Raw genomic sequence first — 18959 nt, 5'->3', positions numbered from 1 at the left:
GTCCTTCACGCAGGTCTCGGGGAAAGGAAGTCCGAGGTTGTTGCTCGCATTAAAGCGGACCCAGTATCCCGGCTGCGTGGAAGCGAGCGAGGCAAGCGGCGGACCTGCTGCCCGTATCGGGATGTCCAGAGTTGCGCACCAACGTTCACCGTCAACCGTGTGCCGGTAGCCACCCGCCATCGTGGACGGCGCATGTGCGGCAGGCGATCAAAGCCGCTCGGCAAGGCCGTACGACCGATCTTCTTCACCAACGCCACTAGATCGGCCACACCAGCCAACACCGGGCTACCCCGGACCACGGATAGTGCAGCTTCGCTGACTTTGCTAGCCTTCTCGACAGCCTCCCGAGCGGCAAAGTCCTCGCCGAACACACGCTGCCACTTTCCGATGCTTTCCTCGTTGTCTGGTTCATCGTAGGCGTCATCGATCCAGCCACGGTACAGATTGATTTTCGCGCGGAAGTTCGAGTACTTGGTGTCGTCCCACGCAGTGCTTTGAATCTCCTCGAACAGCACGGGATTTCGCACCGTGGGCTTGCTTGGATTAGCCTGCAGCCAGTCATCGAGCCGATCAACCAGCGTCTTGAGCGTCGTGGAAACATCGGCGAAGCCCGATGCGCCCTTATCGGAGGCGTACACCTGTATTCCAAGCAACGTCGTCAGGAGAAACGAGGGACAGGTGAAATTCGTCTTGATGTCTCTCAGGTACTTCAGCAATCGGGTGGCCTTGCGAAAGTTGTTGTTCCCGCAGATGCCGTTGCGCTCGATCAGCCAGTTCGTGTAGTCGAGCGGGTTGGATTTTTCGAAGAGATTGGCATCACGATTGCAAACCTCCCAGGGCGCAGCCACGGGGCCGGCCTGCAGCGCCTGCGCCACGGTGGGCAGCAGCACGCTCATGGCCGTGGCATTGAAGAAGCACACCGCCACGGCCAGGCACAAGATGGTCAGCACGCGCCAGGGCGCGACGCCCGCCTGCTGGCCGGGCATCACCTGCGCCGAAGAAGAGTCCTTCGCCGCACCGTCGCGCGGTTCGTCATCGCGAGCAGTTGCCAGCCACTCATTGCGCCACCTTGAAGCCCGAGGCCTTCACCACGGGCGTCCAGTAGCTGCGCTCCTCGTCCATGGTGCGGCTCAGTTCGACGCTGCCCAGCCCGGTGCCCTCCAAGCCCACATGGTCCAGGCGCTTCTTGACGCTGTCGGTCTTCATCGCGGCGATAAAGGCCGCTTCCAGCTTCTGCACAGCGGCCTTGGGCGTGCCGGCCGGCACATAAGCGCCGTAGGCGGTCACGGCCTTGTCGAAGGCCGCGAAGCCGGCCTCCTTGGCCGTCGGCACATCGGGCAGCCAAGCGGTGCGCTGTGTCCCCGTCACGGCCAGGATGCGCAGCTTGCCCGAGCGGTGCAGCTCCAGCTGGCTGGCCAGGGCGTCGGCGCCCAGCGGAATGTGGCCTCCCATGATGTCGGTGGCCAGCGGGGCACCGCCCTTGTAGGTCACGGGCTGCAGGTCCACGCCGGTTTCCTGCGCCATCTTCAGCACGGCGAAGTGCAGGGTGCCGCCCAAGTTGGCCAAGCCCACGTTGGCCTGGCCCGGGTTGGACTTGACCCACTGCACATACTCGGGCAGCGTCTTGTAGGGCGTGCCCGGCCCGGTGGACAGGGCGCTGCGCACGTTGGCCAGATGGGCAACCGGGACGAAGTCCTTCTGTGGCTCGTAGCTCAGCTGCGCAAAGGTCATGGGAAAGAGCACGAAGGCCGGCGTGTGCGCCAGCAGGACGGTGCGGCCATCCGGCTTGGCGTTCTTGACGGTGCCGATGGCAATCTGCGTTGAGGCGCCGGGCTTGTTCTCCACCAGCACCGGGGCCTTGAGCGCGAGCCTCATCTCTTCGGCCACCGAGCGAGCCAGTACGTCCAGTGGGCCGCCAGCCGGGAAGCCCAGCACCAGCTTGTAGGGCGTGCCTTCGTCGTTGGCATGGGCGGGCAGCAGCATGCAGGCGGCGGCCAGGGCCACCAGGAGGGAAGAGATGGGGAAGCGCATAGGAATGGGGCCTGGAATGGAGAAAGAGATGGATGCGGACCGGATCAGTCCGCGATGAGGGGCAGCGGCCGGCTAGGTGTGTGCGCGGCCATGAACTGCGTAGCTGCCTGCAGCAGGGGCAGGTCTTGTTTGAAGCGGCCCACCAGCTGCAGGCCGATGGGCAGGCCGTCGCTGGCCGCGCAAGGTCATGGCCGACAGGGCATGCAGCGGGGCGTTGCTGGATGACGATGTTTCTATCATGGGCTGATCATCGAGAGCGCCCCCGGGCCTGTCCAATATTCTTTGCCCGGCCAGACATACCGGATTCGTATGAGTCACACTGACCTCCGAGGCCTTCGCTATTTCGTCGCCGTAGCGGAAGAGCGCAGCGTGGGCCGCGCCGCGCGCAGGCTGCACATGGCTCAGCCACCGCTGTCCACGCAGATTAAGAACCTGGAAACCCTGCTGGGCACGCCCCTGTTCCGGCGCGGGCCACGCGGGATGGAGATCACAGAGGCTGGTCAGGCGCTCTACGTGCGCGCCAAGGAAGCGCTGATGCTGGCCGACGAGGGCGTGGATGCCGCCATGGCCATCGGGCAGGGCCGGCGCGGGCGCCTCACCGTGGGCACCATGGTGGTGCTTTCCTACCCCCTGCTGCCCGGCATAGCCGAAGCGATGCGCCACCAGATGCCCGAAGTCGAGGTGCAGTATGTCGAAATCAACGCCATCAACGGCGAGGCCGCAGTGCTGGATGCGGAAGTGTCGGTGGCGCTGTGCATCCCGCCCATCGCGGCAACGGGCGTGAGCAGCTGCACCATCGGCGCCGAGCCGCTGATGGTGGCGCTGCGCGACGATTCGGCGCTGGCTCGACAGCCCGCGCTCGAGTTGGCCAGCCTGGCCGGCGCCGCGCGCATCGGCCTACCGGTGCTGGGCGGCAGCGCTGACCGCTCGGTGGTGGCCGCGCTGCTGCGCGAGCATGGCGTGACCACGCCCATCTCACACCGCGTGGAGACGGCCACCTCGGCCATGGCCCTGGTGCAGGCAGGCGAGGGGTTCGCACTGCTGCCGCGCTGCGCGCAGCTGGTGCGCCCGCCGGGCGTGGTGTTCAAACCGCTGGCCGATGTGGGCGCGTCCATGGACATTGCGGTGTGCTGGCGCACCGACCTGGGCAGTCCGCTAGTGGATCAGTTCATTCAACTGGCACAGGATTGTCTAGAGCGCGTCAACGCAAACCCGACGATCTGACTAGTATTGGTGCAGCGCGCTTTCAATAGGAGCCTGGCGCGAGCGGCGCCCTCATGTGTAGCCTCAGCCAACCGGCAGCACTCGCCACCGACAGGGCATAGGCGACGCCGCCCAGGCCGACCAGCGACCGGGCGGCACCAGCGAGCTCAAACTTCCGGCTCGGTCCTGCCGGTCGATCGAGCACAGCGAACTGGCGCTGGCTGTCCCAATCACGTCAGCGGCGCCGATGGCCTGCATTGCAAGCGCGAACAGTGGCGCGCTCGAGGCCATCGCGAAGGCCGCACTCGTGGCGATAAATGCGGCCAAGCCGAGCCGGCTGCGTCTCCATAGGTCAGCGAGTCGGCCTAAGCTCAGGAAACACGGATCCGACGAGCATGTACGACAGCAGGATCCACGAAGCGTGGGGCTTCGATGCGCCGAGATCCTTCCTGAGCTGCGGCAGTACCACGTTGAGTGCGCTGTTGCCGAAGAAGCAGAGCATCACGCCAAGCCCCGCGGCCGCCAGCACGGGCCAGCCGCCGCGGTCGGCTTCTGTGTCGGGGTTCGCTCCGACCGGGGCCCATCTCACTTCTTGGCCTGCTGCGAGTCGGCCTCGCCGAAGTTGGCCATCATCGCGGTCCATCGAGCGATGTCAGACTTGACGAAGTCCATCGTCTCTGCCGGCGGGCTCGGTTGGATCAGCAGGCCGATCTCTTTCATATCAGCCTGGATCTGTGGCGCCTTCAGGACCTCCCCCAGTGTCTTTGAAAGCGTGTTCACGATGTCGGGCGGCAGGTTGGCAGGCCCCAGCAGTGCAAACCAGTTCGAGATGCCAAGCTCGGGCATGCCGAGCTCGTGCACTGTCGGTACGCCGGGCAGTGATAGCGAGCGCGTCTGGGAAGTCACGGCAATGGCCGTCATCTTTCCGGCTTGCACGTTCGGTAACACCAGCGGCAGCGTCACGGCCGTGATGTTCAGGTCTCCGCGCATCAGGTCGATCATCACGTCGGGTTGCCCGCGGTAGCTGACATGTGTGAGAGCAATGCCTTGCTGCTTCTTGAGCAGTTCGAGTGTGAAGAAGGGAGTGGTCCCGGTGCCCGGCGATCCGTAGTTGAAGTGCGCAGCCTCAGCTTTCGCAGACTTGACGAAGTCGCGCAGGTCACGTGACGGGGTCTTGGGAGGGACCACAAAGGCCTGCGGGATGGTGCCGATCATCCCAATCGCGCTGAAGCCAGTCATCGGGTTCCAGGTCGAGGCCGTCGCGCCGGGCGGCACCATCGTCGTCGGTCCACTTGCGAGCACCAGGGTGTAGCCATCTGCCTTGGCGCGAGAGGCATAGGAATAGCCAATGCTGCCCGCCGCGCCTGTGCGGTTCTCAACCACAAAGGCGGTTTTGAGGCGATCGGACATGCCTTGTGCGATTCGCCTCGCGATGACGTCAACGATGCCGCCTGCGGGAAACGCCGAGACGATTGTCACAGGCCGGTCCGGATAGGTGGCGGCGCCTGCTGATTGCAATGGCGCCATCGCAAGGGCCAAGGTCGCGAAGGCCGCGCCTGCGACGAGCGAGCGCCGTAGCGGGAACAGCGCGGGAACCTCAAGGTCGAGGCAGGAAGATGATTTGGTCATGATCGGGCGAAAGGATGGGATGAACGGAGAATGAAATTCGATAGGCGCGCGCGCAGCGGCTGGTCGGTGAATCAGCCGATCGCTGGCCTGCGGTCCAGCAGGCCCTGCGATCGCTCCAGCAGCGCCGCGCAGCGCAGCAGTTCGGCATCTTTACGGAGGCGGCCGACAAGCTGGATGCCGATGGGCAGACCGAAGGCGCCGAAGCCGTTCGGCAGGCTGATAGCTGGATGCCCGGTCAGGTTGAAGGGCATGGTCCAGGGGAACCAGTTGGGGCGGACATCTGGAAACACCTGACCGTCGATCTCGAGGCTGCCGAACAAGTCCTGCTCGATGGGCAGGGCCGTGCGCGTTAAGGTCGGCATCGCGAGGAGTTCGTTGTCATCCAAGAGCGACTGGACGAAGCGGAAGAAGCGCGTCCGCTCGAACATGGCTTTCTGGTAGTCGACGCCGCTCACGGAAGTGACCAAGGCCATCTGCTTCTGGAAGGTTGCGCTCAGCATCTGTGGATGCTCGCGCGCCATGTCGGCATAGCAGGTTCGCCAGACTGTGTGATTGATCACGCGCCACATCGGCTCGATGTCGAACGCATTCCCAGGCATCTCGATCAGATCCGCGCCCAGGCCCTGCAAATGAGCGAGCGATGTGCGGAAGGCTTTTTCCACCTCGGCCGACACAATGCGCCCTTCGGGTGCCACGCAGTACAGCACGCGCTTGCCGCGCAAGTCACCTTGTGGTGCGGAAGCCTTTACGTAATCTGGCACCTCGACGCCGGTGGACCACGGCTCGCCCGCATCCTCGCCGGCCATGGCCTGCAGCATGAGTGCGGTGTCGGCCACCGTGCGGGACATCGGAGTGACGAAGGTCACGTTGCCGTAGACGTCGTCGGCCTGGCTGTGGGGCACCAGTCCGCTGCTCTGCTTGAGACCGACGATGCCGTTGCAGGCGGCTGGGATGCGCGTGGAGCCACCGCCATCGGTTGCGACACCGATGGGCGCGATCGATGCCGCGACCGCGACGGCTGTGCCGCCGCTCGACCCGCCGCTTGAATGTGCGGCGCTCCAGGCGTTGCGCGTGCGACCGAAAAGGGGCGCGTCGGTCAGGCACTTGGCGGCGAATTCGGGGGTTGTGGTCTTACCCACGAGAACTGCACCTTGTCGGCGCAGCCGTGCCACCACCTCCGCATCTCGTACGGGAACGTGCTGTGCGTGCAGCAGCGAACCATAGGTGGTGCGAATGCCCTGCGTATCGATCACGTCCTTGCAGGTGTAGGGCACGCCGTGCAGCAGGCCCAGCGGTTCGCCTCGCATGAGAGCTTGTTCGGCGTCTTTGGCCTGTGCCAGGGCCTCATCGGCACAGATCGTGATGAAGCAGTTGAGCTCGGGTTGCAGCCGCTCGGCTCGCTCGAGCACCGCCCTCGTCACCTCGACCGGGGACAGCTCTCTGTGCGCGATATGCCTGCGCAGTTCAGTCGCTGTCATGAAACACAACTCGTCGCTCATGTCCTCGATTTCCTTCGTCTCTGCTGCCACCGGCAGTCGATGCATGAAGGTTGGCATGGAGGGTGCTTGCCGTCCAATACCGAGACACAACACAGCCATATGAGAGTCGTATGAGCAGGATCGACCTGCGAAGCCTTCGCTACTTCGTCGCCGTGGCCGATGCGCAGAGTGTTGGCAAAGCGGCGCTGCGGCTGCACATGGCGCAGCCGCCGCTGTCGGTGCAGATCCGTGCACTGGAGACCCAACTTGGGGCGCAGCTCTTTCGCCGCTTGTCAGGCGGCATGCAGCTAACTGATGCCGGCCAGGCGTTGCTGGTGCGGGCGCGATCGGCGCTCGCGCTCGCGCAGGACGGCTTTGAGGCGGCGCGTGCCGTGGCCGCAGGCCGGCGCGGCCGTCTTACGGTCGGCTACATGTTCGCGCTGGGCTATTCGCTCTTGCCGAAGCTCGTGCCGCAACTGCGGGCCGAAATGCCGGACGTCGAACTCCAGTTCGTGGAGATGAGCGCGGCCAATTACGAAGCCATGATCTCTGAACTCAAAGTCACAGTCGCTGTGTGCATGCCGCCAGCGATCCGCGACGGCATCGCGACCTCGACAGTCGCATCTGAGCCCTTGTGCGTGGCAATGGCGGCTAACTCGCCGCTCGCGCAGCTTCGCCACATCACTCTCGCGACTTTGTGTGGCCACAGTCTCATTAGTCTGCCGGGGCCAGTGGAAGGCGTCGACCACTCTCTGGTAGCCAGACTTCTACGGCGCGAGCACATCAGCATAACGATCGCGCACCGCGTCGAGACCATCCATGCGGCCTACCCCCTGATCATGGCCGGCGAAGGTGTAGCGATCCTGCCTGCCTGCGCGGCCTATGGCAGTCCGCCCGGCCTGGAGTTCAGGCCGCTGGCAGATGTCGAGGACCAGTTCGATGTCGCAGTCTGCTGGAGAAGCGACCTCCAAAGTCCCTTGATCGAGCCCTTCGTGGACGCGGTGCGCTCTGCCCTCTCGGAGACGCCTCGCATCAAGGCAACCTTGTGATTGCTACGGCCGATTCGGAGCGTACCAACTGGTCGCCTTGGCACCGAGCCGACTCACGTCCTGAAAGTCTGCCTTCGGGACGCAGCTACTTCCGCTCTGGGCCACTGCAGTCGGTCGTTAGGCGAAATTGAGTGGCTCAAAGCGGTCATTGCAACGGGCCGGCTACCTGGGAGGGACGCGACACGGTTACTGGGCACGAGGGTCGATTGCATTCAATGGGCGGCGTTGAGCCGCGGATGTGTCTCCTCGCCCCAGCGGTAGAGGATGGCGCCGGACAGCCCCATCGCCACGGCGACGAACCAGAACGCGCTCTCGATGCGGCCACCCAGCGCCGCGGCGCCGCCGAGCGCCAGGGCACCGATGCCGTAGCCGAGGTCGCGCCAGAAGCGGTAGATGCCGATCGCCGAGGCGCGCCAGTTCGGTTGCGCGATGTCGGCCACCGCGGCACTCAGGTTTGGGTAGAGCATCGCCATACCCAGGCCCGCGACGGCAGCCGAGAGGCTCCACCAGGCCGAGCCTGTGCCCATCGGCAGCAAAGCCACGCCCGCGCCGCAGGTCCACATGCCCCAGGTATTGAGTCGATGGCGTCCGACGCGGTCCGAGAGTCGGCCGGTGATGAGTTGCGCGCCGCCCCAGGTGAAACCGTAGACGCCGACGATCCAACCGATGCCGGGCAGGCTCACGCCGTGCTGGTGCAGGTAGACCGGCCAGAACACCCAGACCAGCGCGTCGACGAACTTCTCGACCAGGCCGGCTTGGCACAGCGCGGCCATACGGCGGTCGCGCCAGCTCATCAGCGCGAAGATATCGCCGGTGGACGGCTGCGCGCTCACCGTAGTCGGATAACGCGGGCTCAGGTTTTTTGTGGCCTGTCCTGAGGCGTGGCGCTGAGCCTCGGCATGGGCCCAGGGCAGTGTCTCGGCCACTGCCGCCCACGCCAACAGCGTCGCAACTGCGATGACGATGGTGCCGAACCACAGCAGTCCTGCGCGGGGCCCGGCCAGCGCAGCGGCGTAGCCGGTGATCACCGCGGCGAGTGCGACTCCGACGTAGCCTGAGAATTCGTTGAGCCCCATGACCAGACCGCGCTGGTCGGCGCGGGTGATGTCGAGCTTGGCCGTCTGCGTCATCGACCAGGTGAGCCCCTGATTCACGCCAAGCAGCAACGTGGCCAGGACGATCCAACTCCACGAACTCGCGAAGTAGATCAGCGGCGGGATGGGCAGCGCGACCAGCCAGCCGATCAGCAGCACCCGGCGGCGGCCGACTCGCTCGGCCAGCCGGCCCGCGACGAAGTTAAGCGTGCCCTTCACGAAGCCAAAGGCCACCACGAAAGCCGCGAGCAGCATGAAGGACCCTCGAGGAACGCCGAACTCGCTTTCGGCCAGCGCCGGCACGACGTTGCGCATCATGCCGAGGGTCATGCCCACGAGCAGCACCTGCAGCAGCTGCTGCATGAACTGTCCGAGATTGATACGAATGCCGTAGTCCATGTTGCGCGTGACTCAGGCACGAACAAGTTCGGGCAGCGCGCGCAGGTTGGCCTCGATGATGTGCGTCATCTCCTGCGGCTGCGGCGCGATGTCGCGCGTCAGCGCCGCGACGAATTCGTCGCGCGGCATCGATAGCATGGGATTGCAGCGCTTTTCGAAGCCAAGGGTCGATGCCGGCTTGCCCGACAAGCCCACGCCGCAGGCGCTGCCAGCCTGATGGCCCGGGTAGATCTCGAGGTCGCCGGGCAATGCGAGCAGCTTGCGGTGCAGGGAATCGTGCAGCAGTGCCGCCATCTCTCGCTCCTGGCCCGCCAGATCGGGGCGGCCGACCGCACCGACGAACAGCGTATCGCCGGTGATGACGAACCAGGGTTCGTCGCCCCGGCGCAGGTCACGCACCAGCAGGCAGACGCTGTCGGGCGTATGGCCCGGCGTGTGCAGCACGTCGACGAGCACGTTGCCCGCCTCGAGCCGCTGGCCATCGGCCATCGGCGCGAAGTCGAAGGCAACCCGCCCCAGGTTGCTCTCGTGCAGCCAGTAGGGAGCGCCGGCGCGACGTGCCAGCGCCAGGCCGCCGGAGTAGTGATCGGCATGAACATGGGTGTCGATCACGTGGGCAATCGCCGCGCCCGCTTTCTCGGCCTCGGTGAGGAACCAGTCCTCGTCGCCGGCCACAACGTCAACCGCAACGCCCAGGCCGCGCCCCGCGCAACCGAAGAAGTACGAGAGCGTCGCGCTCTCGGTGGCTCGCTGTTTGAAGAACATCGTTGTCTCCCGGCTCAATTCGCTTGGACGCTAGGCTTCGATCGGCAACCCGCGCGCGCGCCACTCCGCGACACCATCACTGAGGTGGAACGCGTTGTAGCCCTTCTCACGCAGGAGCTCCACAGCGTCCCGGGCCATCAGGCAGAACGGGCCGCGGCAGTAGGCGACCACAGGGGTGTTCTTCGGCAACTCGGCGAGCTTCTTCCTGAGTTCGTTCAACGGCAGCGAACGCGCGTGAGGCAGGTGGCCGCTGGCGAACTCCTCTTCCGGTCGGACATCGAGAACCACCACTTCACCGGTCTTGGCCCTCTTCAGAATGTCGCGCCGGTCGACGCCTTCGAGGTCGCCGCGATGCGCAACAAGCGCCGCTAGCGCGGCCTGCAATTCCACCAGCCGTGCCTCGGCCTCGCTGCGCAGCGCCACCCACAGGTTCGCCACGCTAGGGGCTGTCAGACGGTACAGCACATACTTGCCGTCCTTGCGGGTCTCGACCAGCTTTGCCTGCCTGAGCTCTTTGAGGTGCGCGCTGGCCAGCTTCACGCTGATCTGCGCCTCTGCCGCAAGCGTTTCCACCGCCTTTTCCCTCTGGCACAGAAGCTCGATGAGTTCCAGGCGCTTGGGACTCGACAAGGCCTTGCCCAGTCGGGCGACCTGCTCATACAGATGGTCTTTCAACTCTCTCATTGACTATATTCCAATAATCGTTAGATTGATTGTAACTGGACCTGCATACCACATCCAGCGTGGGCGCTGGCATATGTATCCGGCTGCAGCACCGCGGTTGCCGAGCCCTGAAGGAGACATCATGGAAACTCTCACACCCGAGATGGATGGCCTGAAAGCCCATTTGAAGGGGACGTGGTCGGCCGGCGACTTCGGCCGCGTCGCGACCTCGTACGAAGCCGGCGCCGCGGACTTCATCGCGCGGCTGGGGCTCAAACCCGGCCAACGAGTGCTCGACGTGGCTTGCGGCACCGGTAACCTGGCCCTTCCCGCTGCCAGGGCGGGGACGCAGGTGGTTGGCATCGACATCGCGCCGAACCTGGTCGAGCAGGCCCGGCAGCGTGCCGTAGCGCAGAACTTGAGCATCCGCTTCGAAGAAGGCGACGCCGAGGCACTGCCCTACGAGAACGGCAGCTTCGACGTCGTGGTCAGCATGTTCGGCGCGATGTTCGCGCCGCGGCCAGACCTGGTTGCCAGCGAACTCGCCCGCGTGACCCGTGCCGGAGGCACCATCGCGATGGCGAACTGGATGCCGGGCAGCTTCATCGGCCAGATGTTCAAGACCATCGGTGCGCTGGTCCCGCCGCCGCCGATCATGCCTTCGCCCTTGCAGTGGGGTGATGAAGCCAGGGTGCGCGAGCGCTTCGGTACGCAGATCGCGCAATTGACGGTGCAGCCGCGGACCATAACGTTCCACTTCGAGGAGCTAGCACCGGCCGATGTCGTGGCGTTCTGGCGCGAGTACTACGGCCCCACCCAGCGCGCCTTCGAAGCCCTGGCCAGCGACGCGCAGAAACAGACGGCGCTTCGTCTCGCCCTCGAACAGCTGTGGACCGAGCACAACCGCGCTCGCGACGGCGGAACGGTGGTGGAGTCCGAATACCTCGAGGTACTGGCGGTTCGCGCTTGACACGTCACCGACAGCGTTTTGTTGTTGTCCATGTTGAAAGGAGACACATCATGATGATTGCGCGCTGGCACATCGACGCCCGCTTCGGGCACAAGCAGACCGTCATCGACGCCCTGAAAACGTGGTGTGGCGACATTGGGGAACAGGTTGGCTGGAGCGCCGAAATGCTGCGCCTCACGACCGGTTCGATCGGGGCATTGGAATCCACCATCGAACTGGAAGTCACCGTTCAAGACCTTGCCGAGCTGAACGATTCCTGGACCAAGCTGGGCGCCATTGAAGCCCACAAGCAGTGGAGCAAGGATCTGGAGCCCCATATTGTCTCGGCGACGCCGCGCTGGGAGATTCTGAGGGTCGTGTGACAGCGCCATGACGCGACTTCCGGAGTCGCTGTCACCCCCAGCGCAAACGCCCTGGTTCGGCGCCGCCCATCTGCGTCGGGTGTCGGTGTTAGGGCGCAAAACTGCGCCTGCTTATGCCCCACCTTCGTTGCCATGAGCTCGCTTGAGCTGAAGGTCCCGCCTCCCGCCGTGGCGCTGCTTTTCGGCGTCCTCATGTGGCTCGTGTCCTCGCTGGTGGCGCCGGTTGAAGTGCCGCCTGGACTTCGCGTATCGGTTGCCCTTGTTCTTGCTTCGGTTGGCCTAGTTTTCGGCGTCGCAGGCATGGGCTCGTTCTGGCGGGCAGGACCCACGATCAATCAAACCAGGTCCACGGCTATATCGGCTCTGGTCACTAGCGGAGTCTTTCGCTTCACGCGCAATCCGATGTACCTCAGTCTTCTGCTCTACCTGCTTGCATGGCCGTTTACTTGTCAAACTTGCTGGCCTTGCTCTTTGTGCCTGTGTTCGTGCTCTACATCAACGAGTTCCAAATCAAGCCCGAGGAGCGCGCGTTGTCCTTGCTCTTGAAAACTGCGCAAGAGGTCGAGTCACGCGCCGCAGCGACCAGCACAAGAGGGCGCCCCGAAACCGGTCAATCGCGAACGGCGGCAACTGGGCCGCATCCTGCCCTATTTGCGGCAATTTTCTGGACGCACAGGGGAGAAAGAATCAAAGCGCGTTCCACACGGCGAACAGGCCGTTGGCAGCCATCAGCGCGCAGTCCGTCGCAAAGATGAAAGTCATCGGCCCTTCGAGCACGGGCCACGCACCGGGCTCGTTGCGGCGCCGCTTGCCGATCATCGGAATGTTCACCGCGAACTGGCTTGCGTGCGCCACGGCCACCGCCGCGGCGAACAGCGCCAGTTGACGGCGCTCGGGGAACAGGCCTGCGAACAGCAGGAGCAGCGCGCACAACACCATGAACGCCAGGTTGAGCCCGCCCAGGAACCGGAGGGCGCCGCCCAGCGTGTGGAACAGCGGACTCGCCCGTTGGTCGCGCGGAACGAGCATCCGGGCCGCGGCCTCGGAACGCCATGAGAAATGAAACGCGCCCATCCCGAACCACAGGATGTTCAGGATCAGGAGGATCGTCCAGCTTGTCGTTTGCATCGTTCGCGCTTTCAGGTCAATAATGTTGACATGAAAGATGCTACCGAAAATTCACTGCCTGTCGATGTCCGCGCGATGAGCGGTCTGCAGGTGCTCCAGGCATTGCAGGCCGGACGTATCGAGCGCTCGGGCATTGCGCACACGATGCCGATGCAGCTGACGAGCGTGCAGCAAGGCGAAGTTCGCATGACCGTCACGCCCGATGCGCGGCACCTCAATCCCGCGGGCATGGTCCACGGTGGCTTCGCCGCGACCTGCCTCGATGGCGCCGCCGCGCTGGCGCTGTTTTCGGCGCTGGACGCCGGCACGCCGTATTCGACCGTAGACCTCAACGTCAAGTACGTGCGCCCGCTGGTGGCGGACGTGGACTACGTCGCGATCGGCCGGTTGCTCGAGAAGACGCGCAGCATGGGCGTCTGCAACGCCGAGATTCGCGGGCAGGACGGCAAGTTGCACGCGCTCGCTTCGGCGACGCTGATGATCAAGCCGGCCTGAACCATGCGCTCGCCGCGGGACGAACTGCTGCATCTCGTGCGCAGCTGCTATGCGGCGTTCGCGGCTCGCGATCTCGACGCCCTGTGCGCGCTGGTCACACACGACTGCGCGTTCGAGGCGCCCGGGCTCATCGAGTTCATGCCGTGGGCAGGCGCCCATCGCGGACGCGACGGCATTAGGGCGTTCGTGGCCGGGCTGGACGCGCATCTGGTCTTCCACGAGTTCGAGCCCGCGCGCTTCCTGGTCGACGAAGAGGCCGCCGCCGTGGTCGTGACAGGCAGGGCGGTGTGCGCGTCGTGCGCGACGCAACGTCGCTACGTCAACCACTGGGCACATCTCTTTGAAACATCCGACTGCAAGATCGCGCGTTTCCGCGAGTACCCCGACACGGCCGCGCAACTGGCTGCGGTGCACCCCTGGTGGGATACCCGCCCGTCGCCGGTTACCAGTCGCTAGGCCAGCCGGGCCAGCGCAGTCATCACCTTGCGCCAGGCGTCCTGCTCGTTGGGGGACACCGTCTGCAGGGCCGATTCCATCGCATCGCGCTCGTGTTCAGACGCCAGCTTCTCGATGCGCGCACCCAGCGCGGTCAACCGCAGATTCTTCGAACGGTGCTGGCTCGCATTGCGTTCGGCCACGATGTAGCCCGCGTCCTGGAGGAACTTGAGCGGGCGGTGCAATGCCTGCTTCGTCACGCCCAGGAGTTCGATCAATTGCCCGATCGAGATGCCCTCGGCGCGCGCTACCGCATAGAGCAGGCGATGGTGGACACGCGAGAGGCCGTGCTCAGCAAGGAAGGCGTCGGCCTTGACCACAAGGCCGCGGAACGCGAAGTGCATGAGCAGTAGCGCGCCGTCCTGCGGATGAAGTTCGCGCATGCCGGCGCGCGCGACGGGCGGCAACTCGAACGCCGGGTTGGGTGCGTCACCTGACTTGAAGGGAGGCTTGGGCATGTCTTGTCGTCAGGCGCACGGCGCGGTTCGGCGCCTCTTCGCAGCGGGCTTTCTTGCCGCAGCAGGCCGCTTCTTGGCGGCTACCGGTGTCGCTGCCTTGGTCTTCGCACGCTTCTCTTCGCGCGCCGGCGCGACCACCGCATCGAGCAGGCCGGGAAAGCTGGAGCAGTTCTGCTCGCCCATTCCGACAACATGGCTGATCTCAACTCGCTCGGCCTCTCCAGGCTTGAGAGCGTCTCGCGCCTGAACTGCGATCCAGATGCAAAACGAGGCCTTGCTCCTTTCATCCAGAGCAACCACGGGCCTTGCCAACTGTTCAATGTGTGGTGAGTGCATGTCGCACGTCGCTCTTGGGAAAAGTGGTGGAGATTCTGCGAAATTCCGGTCTTGGCCGACTGTAGCCGCACGGGCTATCGGCGCAAAGGGCCCTGAGCCGACATAGCGGCCGCGCCGAAGCAGACATTGCTGCCACGAATGAAGGGGCGGTTACTGACTGCCCCTGCGTGCGGCCTCGTAGGTGTTCAGAAGCTGCTGGAGCGTGGCGCGCTCTTCATCGAAGTGGCGTTCCCAACGACCTGGCACTTGACACCTCCGTTCAGGCGTGCGACAGGATTGCTTCATAGCGGCTTGCTCATGCGCAAGATCGGGACCGCAACGCCGCCGCGGTCGTCCGTGAGGCGTTCGCATGGCTCATAGCCGCAGGCGCGGTAGAGCGGCTCGCCTGCCATGGTGGCCATCAGTTCCACTTTCTTGAAGCCTTCGGACCGCGCCGCCCCCTCGCAGAGCGAGAGAATCAGCCGACCCACGCCTTTGCGCGTGTGTTGCGGGTGGGTGTACATGGCGCGGACCCGCGCCGCATCCTTCGCCGGGTCGAGCAGGACAGCGCTGCGCCCGGGCGACTGGTCTCCGCCATACAGGGTGGCGCGGCGGCTCCATCCGCCGCAACCTGCAAGCCTGCCGTCCGCTTCCACGACGAAATAAGTTCCATCATCGATGAGCTGGGTGTCCAGCCCCATGATCGCCCGGCTCGACGCGATCTGGCTTTCGTCGAGGAAGGGCTTCTGCAATTCGGATATTGCCGCGTCCATCAAGGCCCTCAGCGCGTCAATTTCGTCGCGGTGGGCAAGCCGGTGGGTCAGGGTCGCACTTGTCATGGCTCTCTCCTTGGCACCGCCTGAGCATTCACCAGTTTAAGACCAAGTCGCTGCTCGTTTGCAAGCTCGCCGATGCTTGAGACTGCACGTCCGCTCATGGCCGATTGTTGGCGGCCGGAGTTGCTACCGCGCATCCCTGGCGTTCGCATCCTCTACATCGACTGGACGGATGCCAAGCGTTACGCCGCATCGCTCTGCAGAAGGAACGCTGATGGAGATTGCAAACGAACGACCGCCGTAAGCCACGGTGCGCTCCCCGACGGAGTCCACCGCGCCAGGACCGAACAAAGCCTCGATTCGCGAGAAAACGGCGGCGTAAAACTCACCGGGCACCTCAAACAAAGGCGTCCCGCTGGGGTCCGAGCCTACATACACGTACGAACTCGTCGCCGACGTCGGTGAGGGCAAGAACAAGTTGCGATGCCCAGCAATCGCAGATTCCTGCAAGAGCTTCCCGGTGATGCGCGTCACGTACCCTCCGGAGCGCCCTGGATATGTCGGGTCTTCCAGCAGCGGCGGTCTTGCAGTCGAGTCCTCGGTTACGCGATTCACAGGGTCCTCCTGAGCAGAATTGGGAGCCGGCTTCGGAGGTCCGGTCCTGGCCCGGATCCTGCCACATGCGCGTCATCGCCGGACCGACGGCCTCAACCGCCCTGTGGGACAGCAGCTCGAGGGGAACGGTTCTGTTCGGCGCCTCGGTCGCCTCATGAACAGCGGTGCACGTCAGCTTGCAATATAGCTACGCGGTATGTATAATATACATACCAGAGACCCATCCGCGGAGCCGCCATGCCTGCCACCACCAGCCATCAGCCACTTAAGCTGAATTTCAAAGACGACACGCTGACTACCGTGTCGAGAGACGCGCTGCGGGCGCTGGCCAAAAAATTGGGCTTCAACGAAACCCAAACCGTCCTGTACGCACTCGCTAGACTGCGAGACGAGGTTTTCGTCGAACAGGACACGGAGAAATTGATGCCACTCACCAAGATACAGCACCAAGCCATCGCGAAGGCCGAACCAAAAAGGAGAGGTAAGGTCATCGACTCGCTGCTGTGAGCAGGAACTACTGGAAACCGCGGCCCAAACTCGGCGACATTGTTGAGTGCAGCTTTCCGCAGGAAATGGGCGTGCCAGGCCCCAAGAACCGCCCGGCCTTAGTGCTTCAAGTCGAAGAGGCGACCGATGACCCGGCCGGTTCTGTTGTGGTAGTCGCATACGCCACATCCCAGAACACCACAGCGGTGTACCCGGGAGAGTTCGTCATTGAGGCCAGCGCCAAAACGGGCTTAACCAAGGCAACCAAGTTTGACCTGGTCAATCATCACCGGCTTTCCTTTGATGACGCCTGGTTCGCGCCCGCGCCCGGCAAGACGCCAAGATACCCTCGGCGCGGGCGGCTTGACCTTCAGGATGCCATAGTGAAGCGCAAGCTTCAATCAGCAATCATGGAAGCCAGGAATCAACCCAAGAGCTTCTGAGCTGTCTATCGCATCTTTCGGCCCTGCCAACTTCGGCAGGGCCTTATTTGCGAATGAAGCCCCGTCCCTGCCAGAAGTTGATCACTTGCCCCCAGAAGGCAGTCGTCGAGACGACGTACCCCACGTTGAGATTCCTGCGAATAGAGCGCGGCTGCGACCGACCGCTTCTTCTGGCCGGCTGCGGGCCCTGCCCGTCAACTCTCGGGGTCATACCCAAACTCGCGGAGTTCCTGCGAGCAGCGGCAAGCTTTGGCGATCTTTGCAGCCCACAGGATGGCGGCTTCGCGCGACGGAAGCTGCAGGACACAGAAGCCGCCGTCGAAATCCTTCGTCTGGGGATAGGTTTCGGTTGTGACCGCGCCGTCTGAGGCGACCATGAGCGGTGCGACATCTTCGTTGATGCCACCACCGAAGACGTACACGCCTGCAGCCTTCGCCTCGCGTATGACCTCGCGCGCAGCTTCACCCACGGCGGCGAGGTCCTGTGCCGGGACATCCATCGCCCTTGCAGGAAAGGAGATAAGGAATTTCGTGATCATTCGGTCCTTCGGTTGAGTTCGGTGCGCAGCCCGCTGGACCGATTGCCATCGGGGCGCGAGGCGGCTACGTGGTTGACCGCTTCTGGCCGACTGTAGCCGGACGCGGCGCCATCGCGAAGGGCCCAGAGCTGCGTTTCAGAGCATGCAAGGAAAGCCAGAAAGCAGTCGCTCAACGCTTGAACTCACCTGCGGGCGAAGGCCAAAGGACGTAGCGCCTCCAGCGATTGGTTAGATGGCATCGCCAATCACTTGGATATCGACGCTCCCAGCCTCCCGAGCGCCGTCGCTATGGGCCTCGCGAAGCCCGCCTTGAAGCTTCGCGGCGCGCCAGCTACAAAGCAGCGCAGTACAAGGAAGTGCTCCAGGGGATTGAGGGCGGGAGCGTCAAGGAGGAGGCCAGAATTTTCCTCCCACTCGGAGACAAGCGCTCCCAGGTATTTCTCGGCATCTCCGAGAAGCTTCAGCAACTTGGCGGGCTCCAGATACGTGGACCTGTTTCCTTCAATCAGACGCATCTGGGACTCTAGACGGAGCTGCGCTTCGCTTAACCGTGGCAGCAGGTCAACGTATCGTGACTTTATGACGTGCGCCGCCGGGTCCGTGTGTGCCGGGCGGATAGCCTCCGCTCGAAGTGTTCGGCGAATTGCCTTTACCAAGTTGTACACCTCAACGACGTCTGTAAGCATCTGTCGGCGCAAACCCCGTTCAGCTTCGCGGCGCTCCTTCGCTGCGCTCAGCTCGCGAAGCGCGATAGCCGCGAATGCGCCAAGCAGACCGGTGCCGAGTATGCCGGCAATAACCTTGAATACCTCCACGTTCAGGCCGAGTGAAATGTCCTTGCCCCATGTGACGAGGACAACGACAGCGGCCATGACGAATACGAGGTAACCACAGAAGTAGACGCGGGCTCGAGGCATTTCGAATGGCGGCTTCTGGCTGAACTCTGCCCCGACGGCCGCCAGGCCAGAGAAATCATCCGCGATACGGACCAGTTCGCCCTTCTTATGTCGCCAGACGAAGACCGCCGACGAAAGCCCCGGGCCGTCCGCAAGGAAAACGAGGTGGTCGCCTTTCCCGTTGTTTCCGAGCGCGACTCCGCCTGGTGGGAACCCCCGCAAGCTGCGAGCTCGTTGTGTCTTAGGAACGACGCCCTTTAGGGTGCGGGCGAGCCTCATCCTATCGATCTCGCCCACGATTGGATACAGCTTCCAATCGTCGTACTCGGTTGCGACCGAGCCTCCATTGCTCTTCATCATGGCTAGGCGATACGACGTCGGAAGGCCGACGCCCAACGCCTCCTCTGCAGCCTGCACGTAGCGCTCAACCACACCAAACGGCATCAAATCCCTTTCATTGAAAGCCTGGGTCGAAGATCAGCTTATGGCCGCCTGCCGTCTATCGCGGCGAAGACCAGCGGACGGTCAGTATGCATGCCGGCTGGACTCCAAAGGCGCGGTGGAAGAGGCCTGGGCCCCATATGACAAAGTCACCATGGCGGCGCAAGGTGTGCGCCATGACATCCTGTGGCGCGAAGTCGGCGGTTACCGAGAACTCAATCCTGAACTC

The 18959-nt window shown here is 63.9% G+C and carries 25 protein-coding genes; 10 read left to right on the top strand and 15 right to left on the bottom strand.

What is annotated here, in order from left to right; translation table 11 throughout:
• Positions 1 to 5: 5 nt before the first annotated feature.
• Positions 6 to 986 (bottom strand): hypothetical protein, encoded by a 981-nt coding sequence (locus tag BLS74_RS29620; protein ID WP_212733721.1) that lies wholly within the window; start codon positions 984 to 986, stop codon positions 6 to 8.
• A gap of 70 nt (positions 987 to 1056) precedes the next feature.
• The gene (locus BLS74_RS29615) at positions 1057 to 2031 is read right to left on the bottom strand and encodes a tripartite tricarboxylate transporter substrate-binding protein (protein WP_093110926.1); all 975 of its coding nucleotides are present in this window, start codon (positions 2029 to 2031) and stop codon (positions 1057 to 1059) included.
• A gap of 309 nt (positions 2032 to 2340) precedes the next feature.
• On the opposite strand from BLS74_RS29615, the gene BLS74_RS29610 reads away from it, so the two are divergent.
• Complete coding sequence (locus tag BLS74_RS29610) at positions 2341 to 3255, top strand: LysR family transcriptional regulator (RefSeq protein ID WP_093110924.1); 915 nt, start codon at positions 2341 to 2343, stop codon at positions 3253 to 3255.
• Positions 3256 to 3586: 331 nt separating this feature from the next.
• Here the strand turns inward: BLS74_RS29610 and BLS74_RS29600 are convergent, their stop codons facing one another.
• The 3 genes from BLS74_RS29600 to BLS74_RS29590 form a co-directional block, all read right to left on the bottom strand.
• Positions 3587 to 3823 (bottom strand): MFS transporter, encoded by a 237-nt coding sequence (locus BLS74_RS29600; protein ID WP_093110920.1) that lies wholly within the window; start codon positions 3821 to 3823, stop codon positions 3587 to 3589.
• Positions 3820 to 4863 (bottom strand): Bug family tripartite tricarboxylate transporter substrate binding protein, encoded by a 1044-nt coding sequence (locus BLS74_RS29595; RefSeq protein WP_093110918.1) that lies wholly within the window; start codon positions 4861 to 4863, stop codon positions 3820 to 3822. The genes BLS74_RS29600 and BLS74_RS29595 overlap by 4 nt, the downstream gene beginning before the upstream one ends.
• A gap of 71 nt (positions 4864 to 4934) precedes the next feature.
• The gene (locus BLS74_RS29590) at positions 4935 to 6362 is read right to left on the bottom strand and encodes an amidase (protein WP_093111006.1); all 1428 of its coding nucleotides are present in this window, start codon (positions 6360 to 6362) and stop codon (positions 4935 to 4937) included.
• 110 nt (positions 6363 to 6472) lie between these two features.
• Between BLS74_RS29590 and BLS74_RS29585 the strand changes: the two genes are divergently transcribed.
• On the top strand, positions 6473 to 7390 hold the full coding sequence (locus BLS74_RS29585) for a LysR family transcriptional regulator (protein ID WP_170855768.1): 918 nt from the start codon (positions 6473 to 6475) through the stop codon (positions 7388 to 7390).
• 212 nt (positions 7391 to 7602) lie between these two features.
• Here the strand turns inward: BLS74_RS29585 and BLS74_RS29580 are convergent, their stop codons facing one another.
• Genes BLS74_RS29580 through BLS74_RS29570 form a run of 3 tightly spaced genes read right to left on the bottom strand, consistent with a single transcriptional unit; the run spans position 7603 to position 10332 of the window.
• A complete protein-coding gene (locus BLS74_RS29580; protein WP_093110916.1) occupies positions 7603 to 8883 on the bottom strand; it encodes an MFS transporter in 1281 nt (426 codons plus the stop codon).
• Positions 8884 to 8895: 12 nt separating this feature from the next.
• A complete protein-coding gene (locus BLS74_RS29575; RefSeq protein WP_093110914.1) occupies positions 8896 to 9648 on the bottom strand; it encodes an MBL fold metallo-hydrolase in 753 nt (250 codons plus the stop codon).
• A 30-nt stretch (positions 9649 to 9678) separates the two neighbouring features.
• Entirely contained in the window at positions 9679 to 10332 is a 654-nt protein-coding gene (locus tag BLS74_RS29570; protein ID WP_093110912.1) for an ArsR/SmtB family transcription factor, read from the bottom strand.
• Between the two features lie 121 nt (positions 10333 to 10453).
• Here BLS74_RS29570 and BLS74_RS29565 point away from each other — a divergent pair, with 121 nt between their 5' ends.
• The 3 genes from BLS74_RS29565 (at position 10454) to BLS74_RS35675 (ending at position 12189) form a co-directional block, all read left to right on the top strand.
• Entirely contained in the window at positions 10454 to 11281 is an 828-nt protein-coding gene (locus tag BLS74_RS29565; protein ID WP_093110910.1) for a class I SAM-dependent methyltransferase, read from the top strand.
• Between the two features lie 50 nt (positions 11282 to 11331).
• Positions 11332 to 11643, top strand: coding sequence for a hypothetical protein (locus BLS74_RS29560; protein WP_093110909.1), 312 nt, complete (start codon positions 11332 to 11334; stop codon positions 11641 to 11643).
• Between the two features lie 132 nt (positions 11644 to 11775).
• A complete protein-coding gene (locus tag BLS74_RS35675) occupies positions 11776 to 12189 on the top strand; it encodes a methyltransferase (protein ID WP_348272449.1) in 414 nt (137 codons plus the stop codon).
• 141 nt (positions 12190 to 12330) lie between these two features.
• Here BLS74_RS35675 and BLS74_RS29550 read toward each other — a convergent pair whose 3' ends face one another.
• The gene (locus BLS74_RS29550) at positions 12331 to 12771 is read right to left on the bottom strand and encodes a hypothetical protein (RefSeq protein WP_093110907.1); all 441 of its coding nucleotides are present in this window, start codon (positions 12769 to 12771) and stop codon (positions 12331 to 12333) included.
• A 30-nt stretch (positions 12772 to 12801) separates the two neighbouring features.
• On the opposite strand from BLS74_RS29550, the gene BLS74_RS29545 reads away from it, so the two are divergent.
• Together BLS74_RS29545 and BLS74_RS29540 are read left to right on the top strand one after the other, a co-directional pair.
• Positions 12802 to 13266 carry a PaaI family thioesterase gene (locus BLS74_RS29545; protein WP_093110906.1) on the top strand — a complete coding sequence of 155 codons (465 nt, stop codon included), beginning with the start codon at positions 12802 to 12804 and terminating at the stop codon, positions 13264 to 13266.
• 3 nt (positions 13267 to 13269) lie between these two features.
• Positions 13270 to 13722 (top strand): nuclear transport factor 2 family protein, encoded by a 453-nt coding sequence (locus BLS74_RS29540; RefSeq protein ID WP_093110904.1) that lies wholly within the window; start codon positions 13270 to 13272, stop codon positions 13720 to 13722.
• On the opposite strand, the gene BLS74_RS29535 is transcribed toward BLS74_RS29540, so the two are convergent.
• From BLS74_RS29535 to BLS74_RS34120, 4 genes are all read right to left on the bottom strand, one after another.
• Positions 13719 to 14219: a MarR family winged helix-turn-helix transcriptional regulator gene (locus BLS74_RS29535; RefSeq protein ID WP_093110902.1), complete on the bottom strand. Its 501-nt coding sequence runs from the start codon at positions 14217 to 14219 to the stop codon at positions 13719 to 13721. The genes BLS74_RS29540 and BLS74_RS29535 overlap by 4 nt on opposite strands.
• Positions 14220 to 14228: 9 nt before the next feature.
• Positions 14229 to 14555, bottom strand: a complete 327-nt coding sequence (locus BLS74_RS34125; RefSeq protein ID WP_139191787.1) for a hypothetical protein — start codon at positions 14553 to 14555, stop codon at positions 14229 to 14231.
• A gap of 281 nt (positions 14556 to 14836) precedes the next feature.
• Positions 14837 to 15373, bottom strand: a complete 537-nt coding sequence (locus BLS74_RS29530) for a GNAT family N-acetyltransferase (protein ID WP_093110900.1) — start codon at positions 15371 to 15373, stop codon at positions 14837 to 14839.
• Positions 15374 to 15496: 123 nt separating this feature from the next.
• On the bottom strand, positions 15497 to 15844 hold the full coding sequence (locus BLS74_RS34120; protein WP_139191786.1) for a hypothetical protein: 348 nt from the start codon (positions 15842 to 15844) through the stop codon (positions 15497 to 15499).
• Positions 15845 to 16162: 318 nt separating this feature from the next.
• On the opposite strand from BLS74_RS34120, the gene BLS74_RS29525 reads away from it, so the two are divergent.
• Together BLS74_RS29525 and BLS74_RS29520 are read left to right on the top strand one after the other, a co-directional pair.
• Positions 16163 to 16432, top strand: coding sequence for a hypothetical protein (locus BLS74_RS29525; protein WP_093110898.1), 270 nt, complete (start codon positions 16163 to 16165; stop codon positions 16430 to 16432).
• On the top strand, positions 16429 to 16854 hold the full coding sequence (locus BLS74_RS29520) for a type II toxin-antitoxin system PemK/MazF family toxin (protein ID WP_093110896.1): 426 nt from the start codon (positions 16429 to 16431) through the stop codon (positions 16852 to 16854). The genes BLS74_RS29525 and BLS74_RS29520 overlap by 4 nt, the downstream gene beginning before the upstream one ends.
• A gap of 194 nt (positions 16855 to 17048) precedes the next feature.
• Here BLS74_RS29520 and BLS74_RS29515 read toward each other — a convergent pair whose 3' ends face one another.
• Positions 17049 to 17354, bottom strand: a complete 306-nt coding sequence (locus tag BLS74_RS29515; RefSeq protein ID WP_093110894.1) for a YciI family protein — start codon at positions 17352 to 17354, stop codon at positions 17049 to 17051.
• A gap of 284 nt (positions 17355 to 17638) precedes the next feature.
• A complete protein-coding gene (locus BLS74_RS29510; protein ID WP_170855767.1) occupies positions 17639 to 18721 on the bottom strand; it encodes an SMI1/KNR4 family protein in 1083 nt (360 codons plus the stop codon).
• A 25-nt stretch (positions 18722 to 18746) separates the two neighbouring features.
• Between BLS74_RS29510 and BLS74_RS34875 the strand changes: the two genes are divergently transcribed.
• The coding region (locus tag BLS74_RS34875; RefSeq protein WP_212733720.1) for a hypothetical protein at positions 18747 to 18959 on the top strand (213 nt) is incomplete at its 3' end.

Origin of the sequence: Variovorax sp. CF079, from assembly GCF_900101545.1 — a bacterium.
Taxonomy (GTDB): Bacteria; Pseudomonadota; Gammaproteobacteria; order Burkholderiales; family Burkholderiaceae_C; genus Variovorax.
This window is presented reverse-complemented; position numbering and strand designations above follow the sequence as displayed.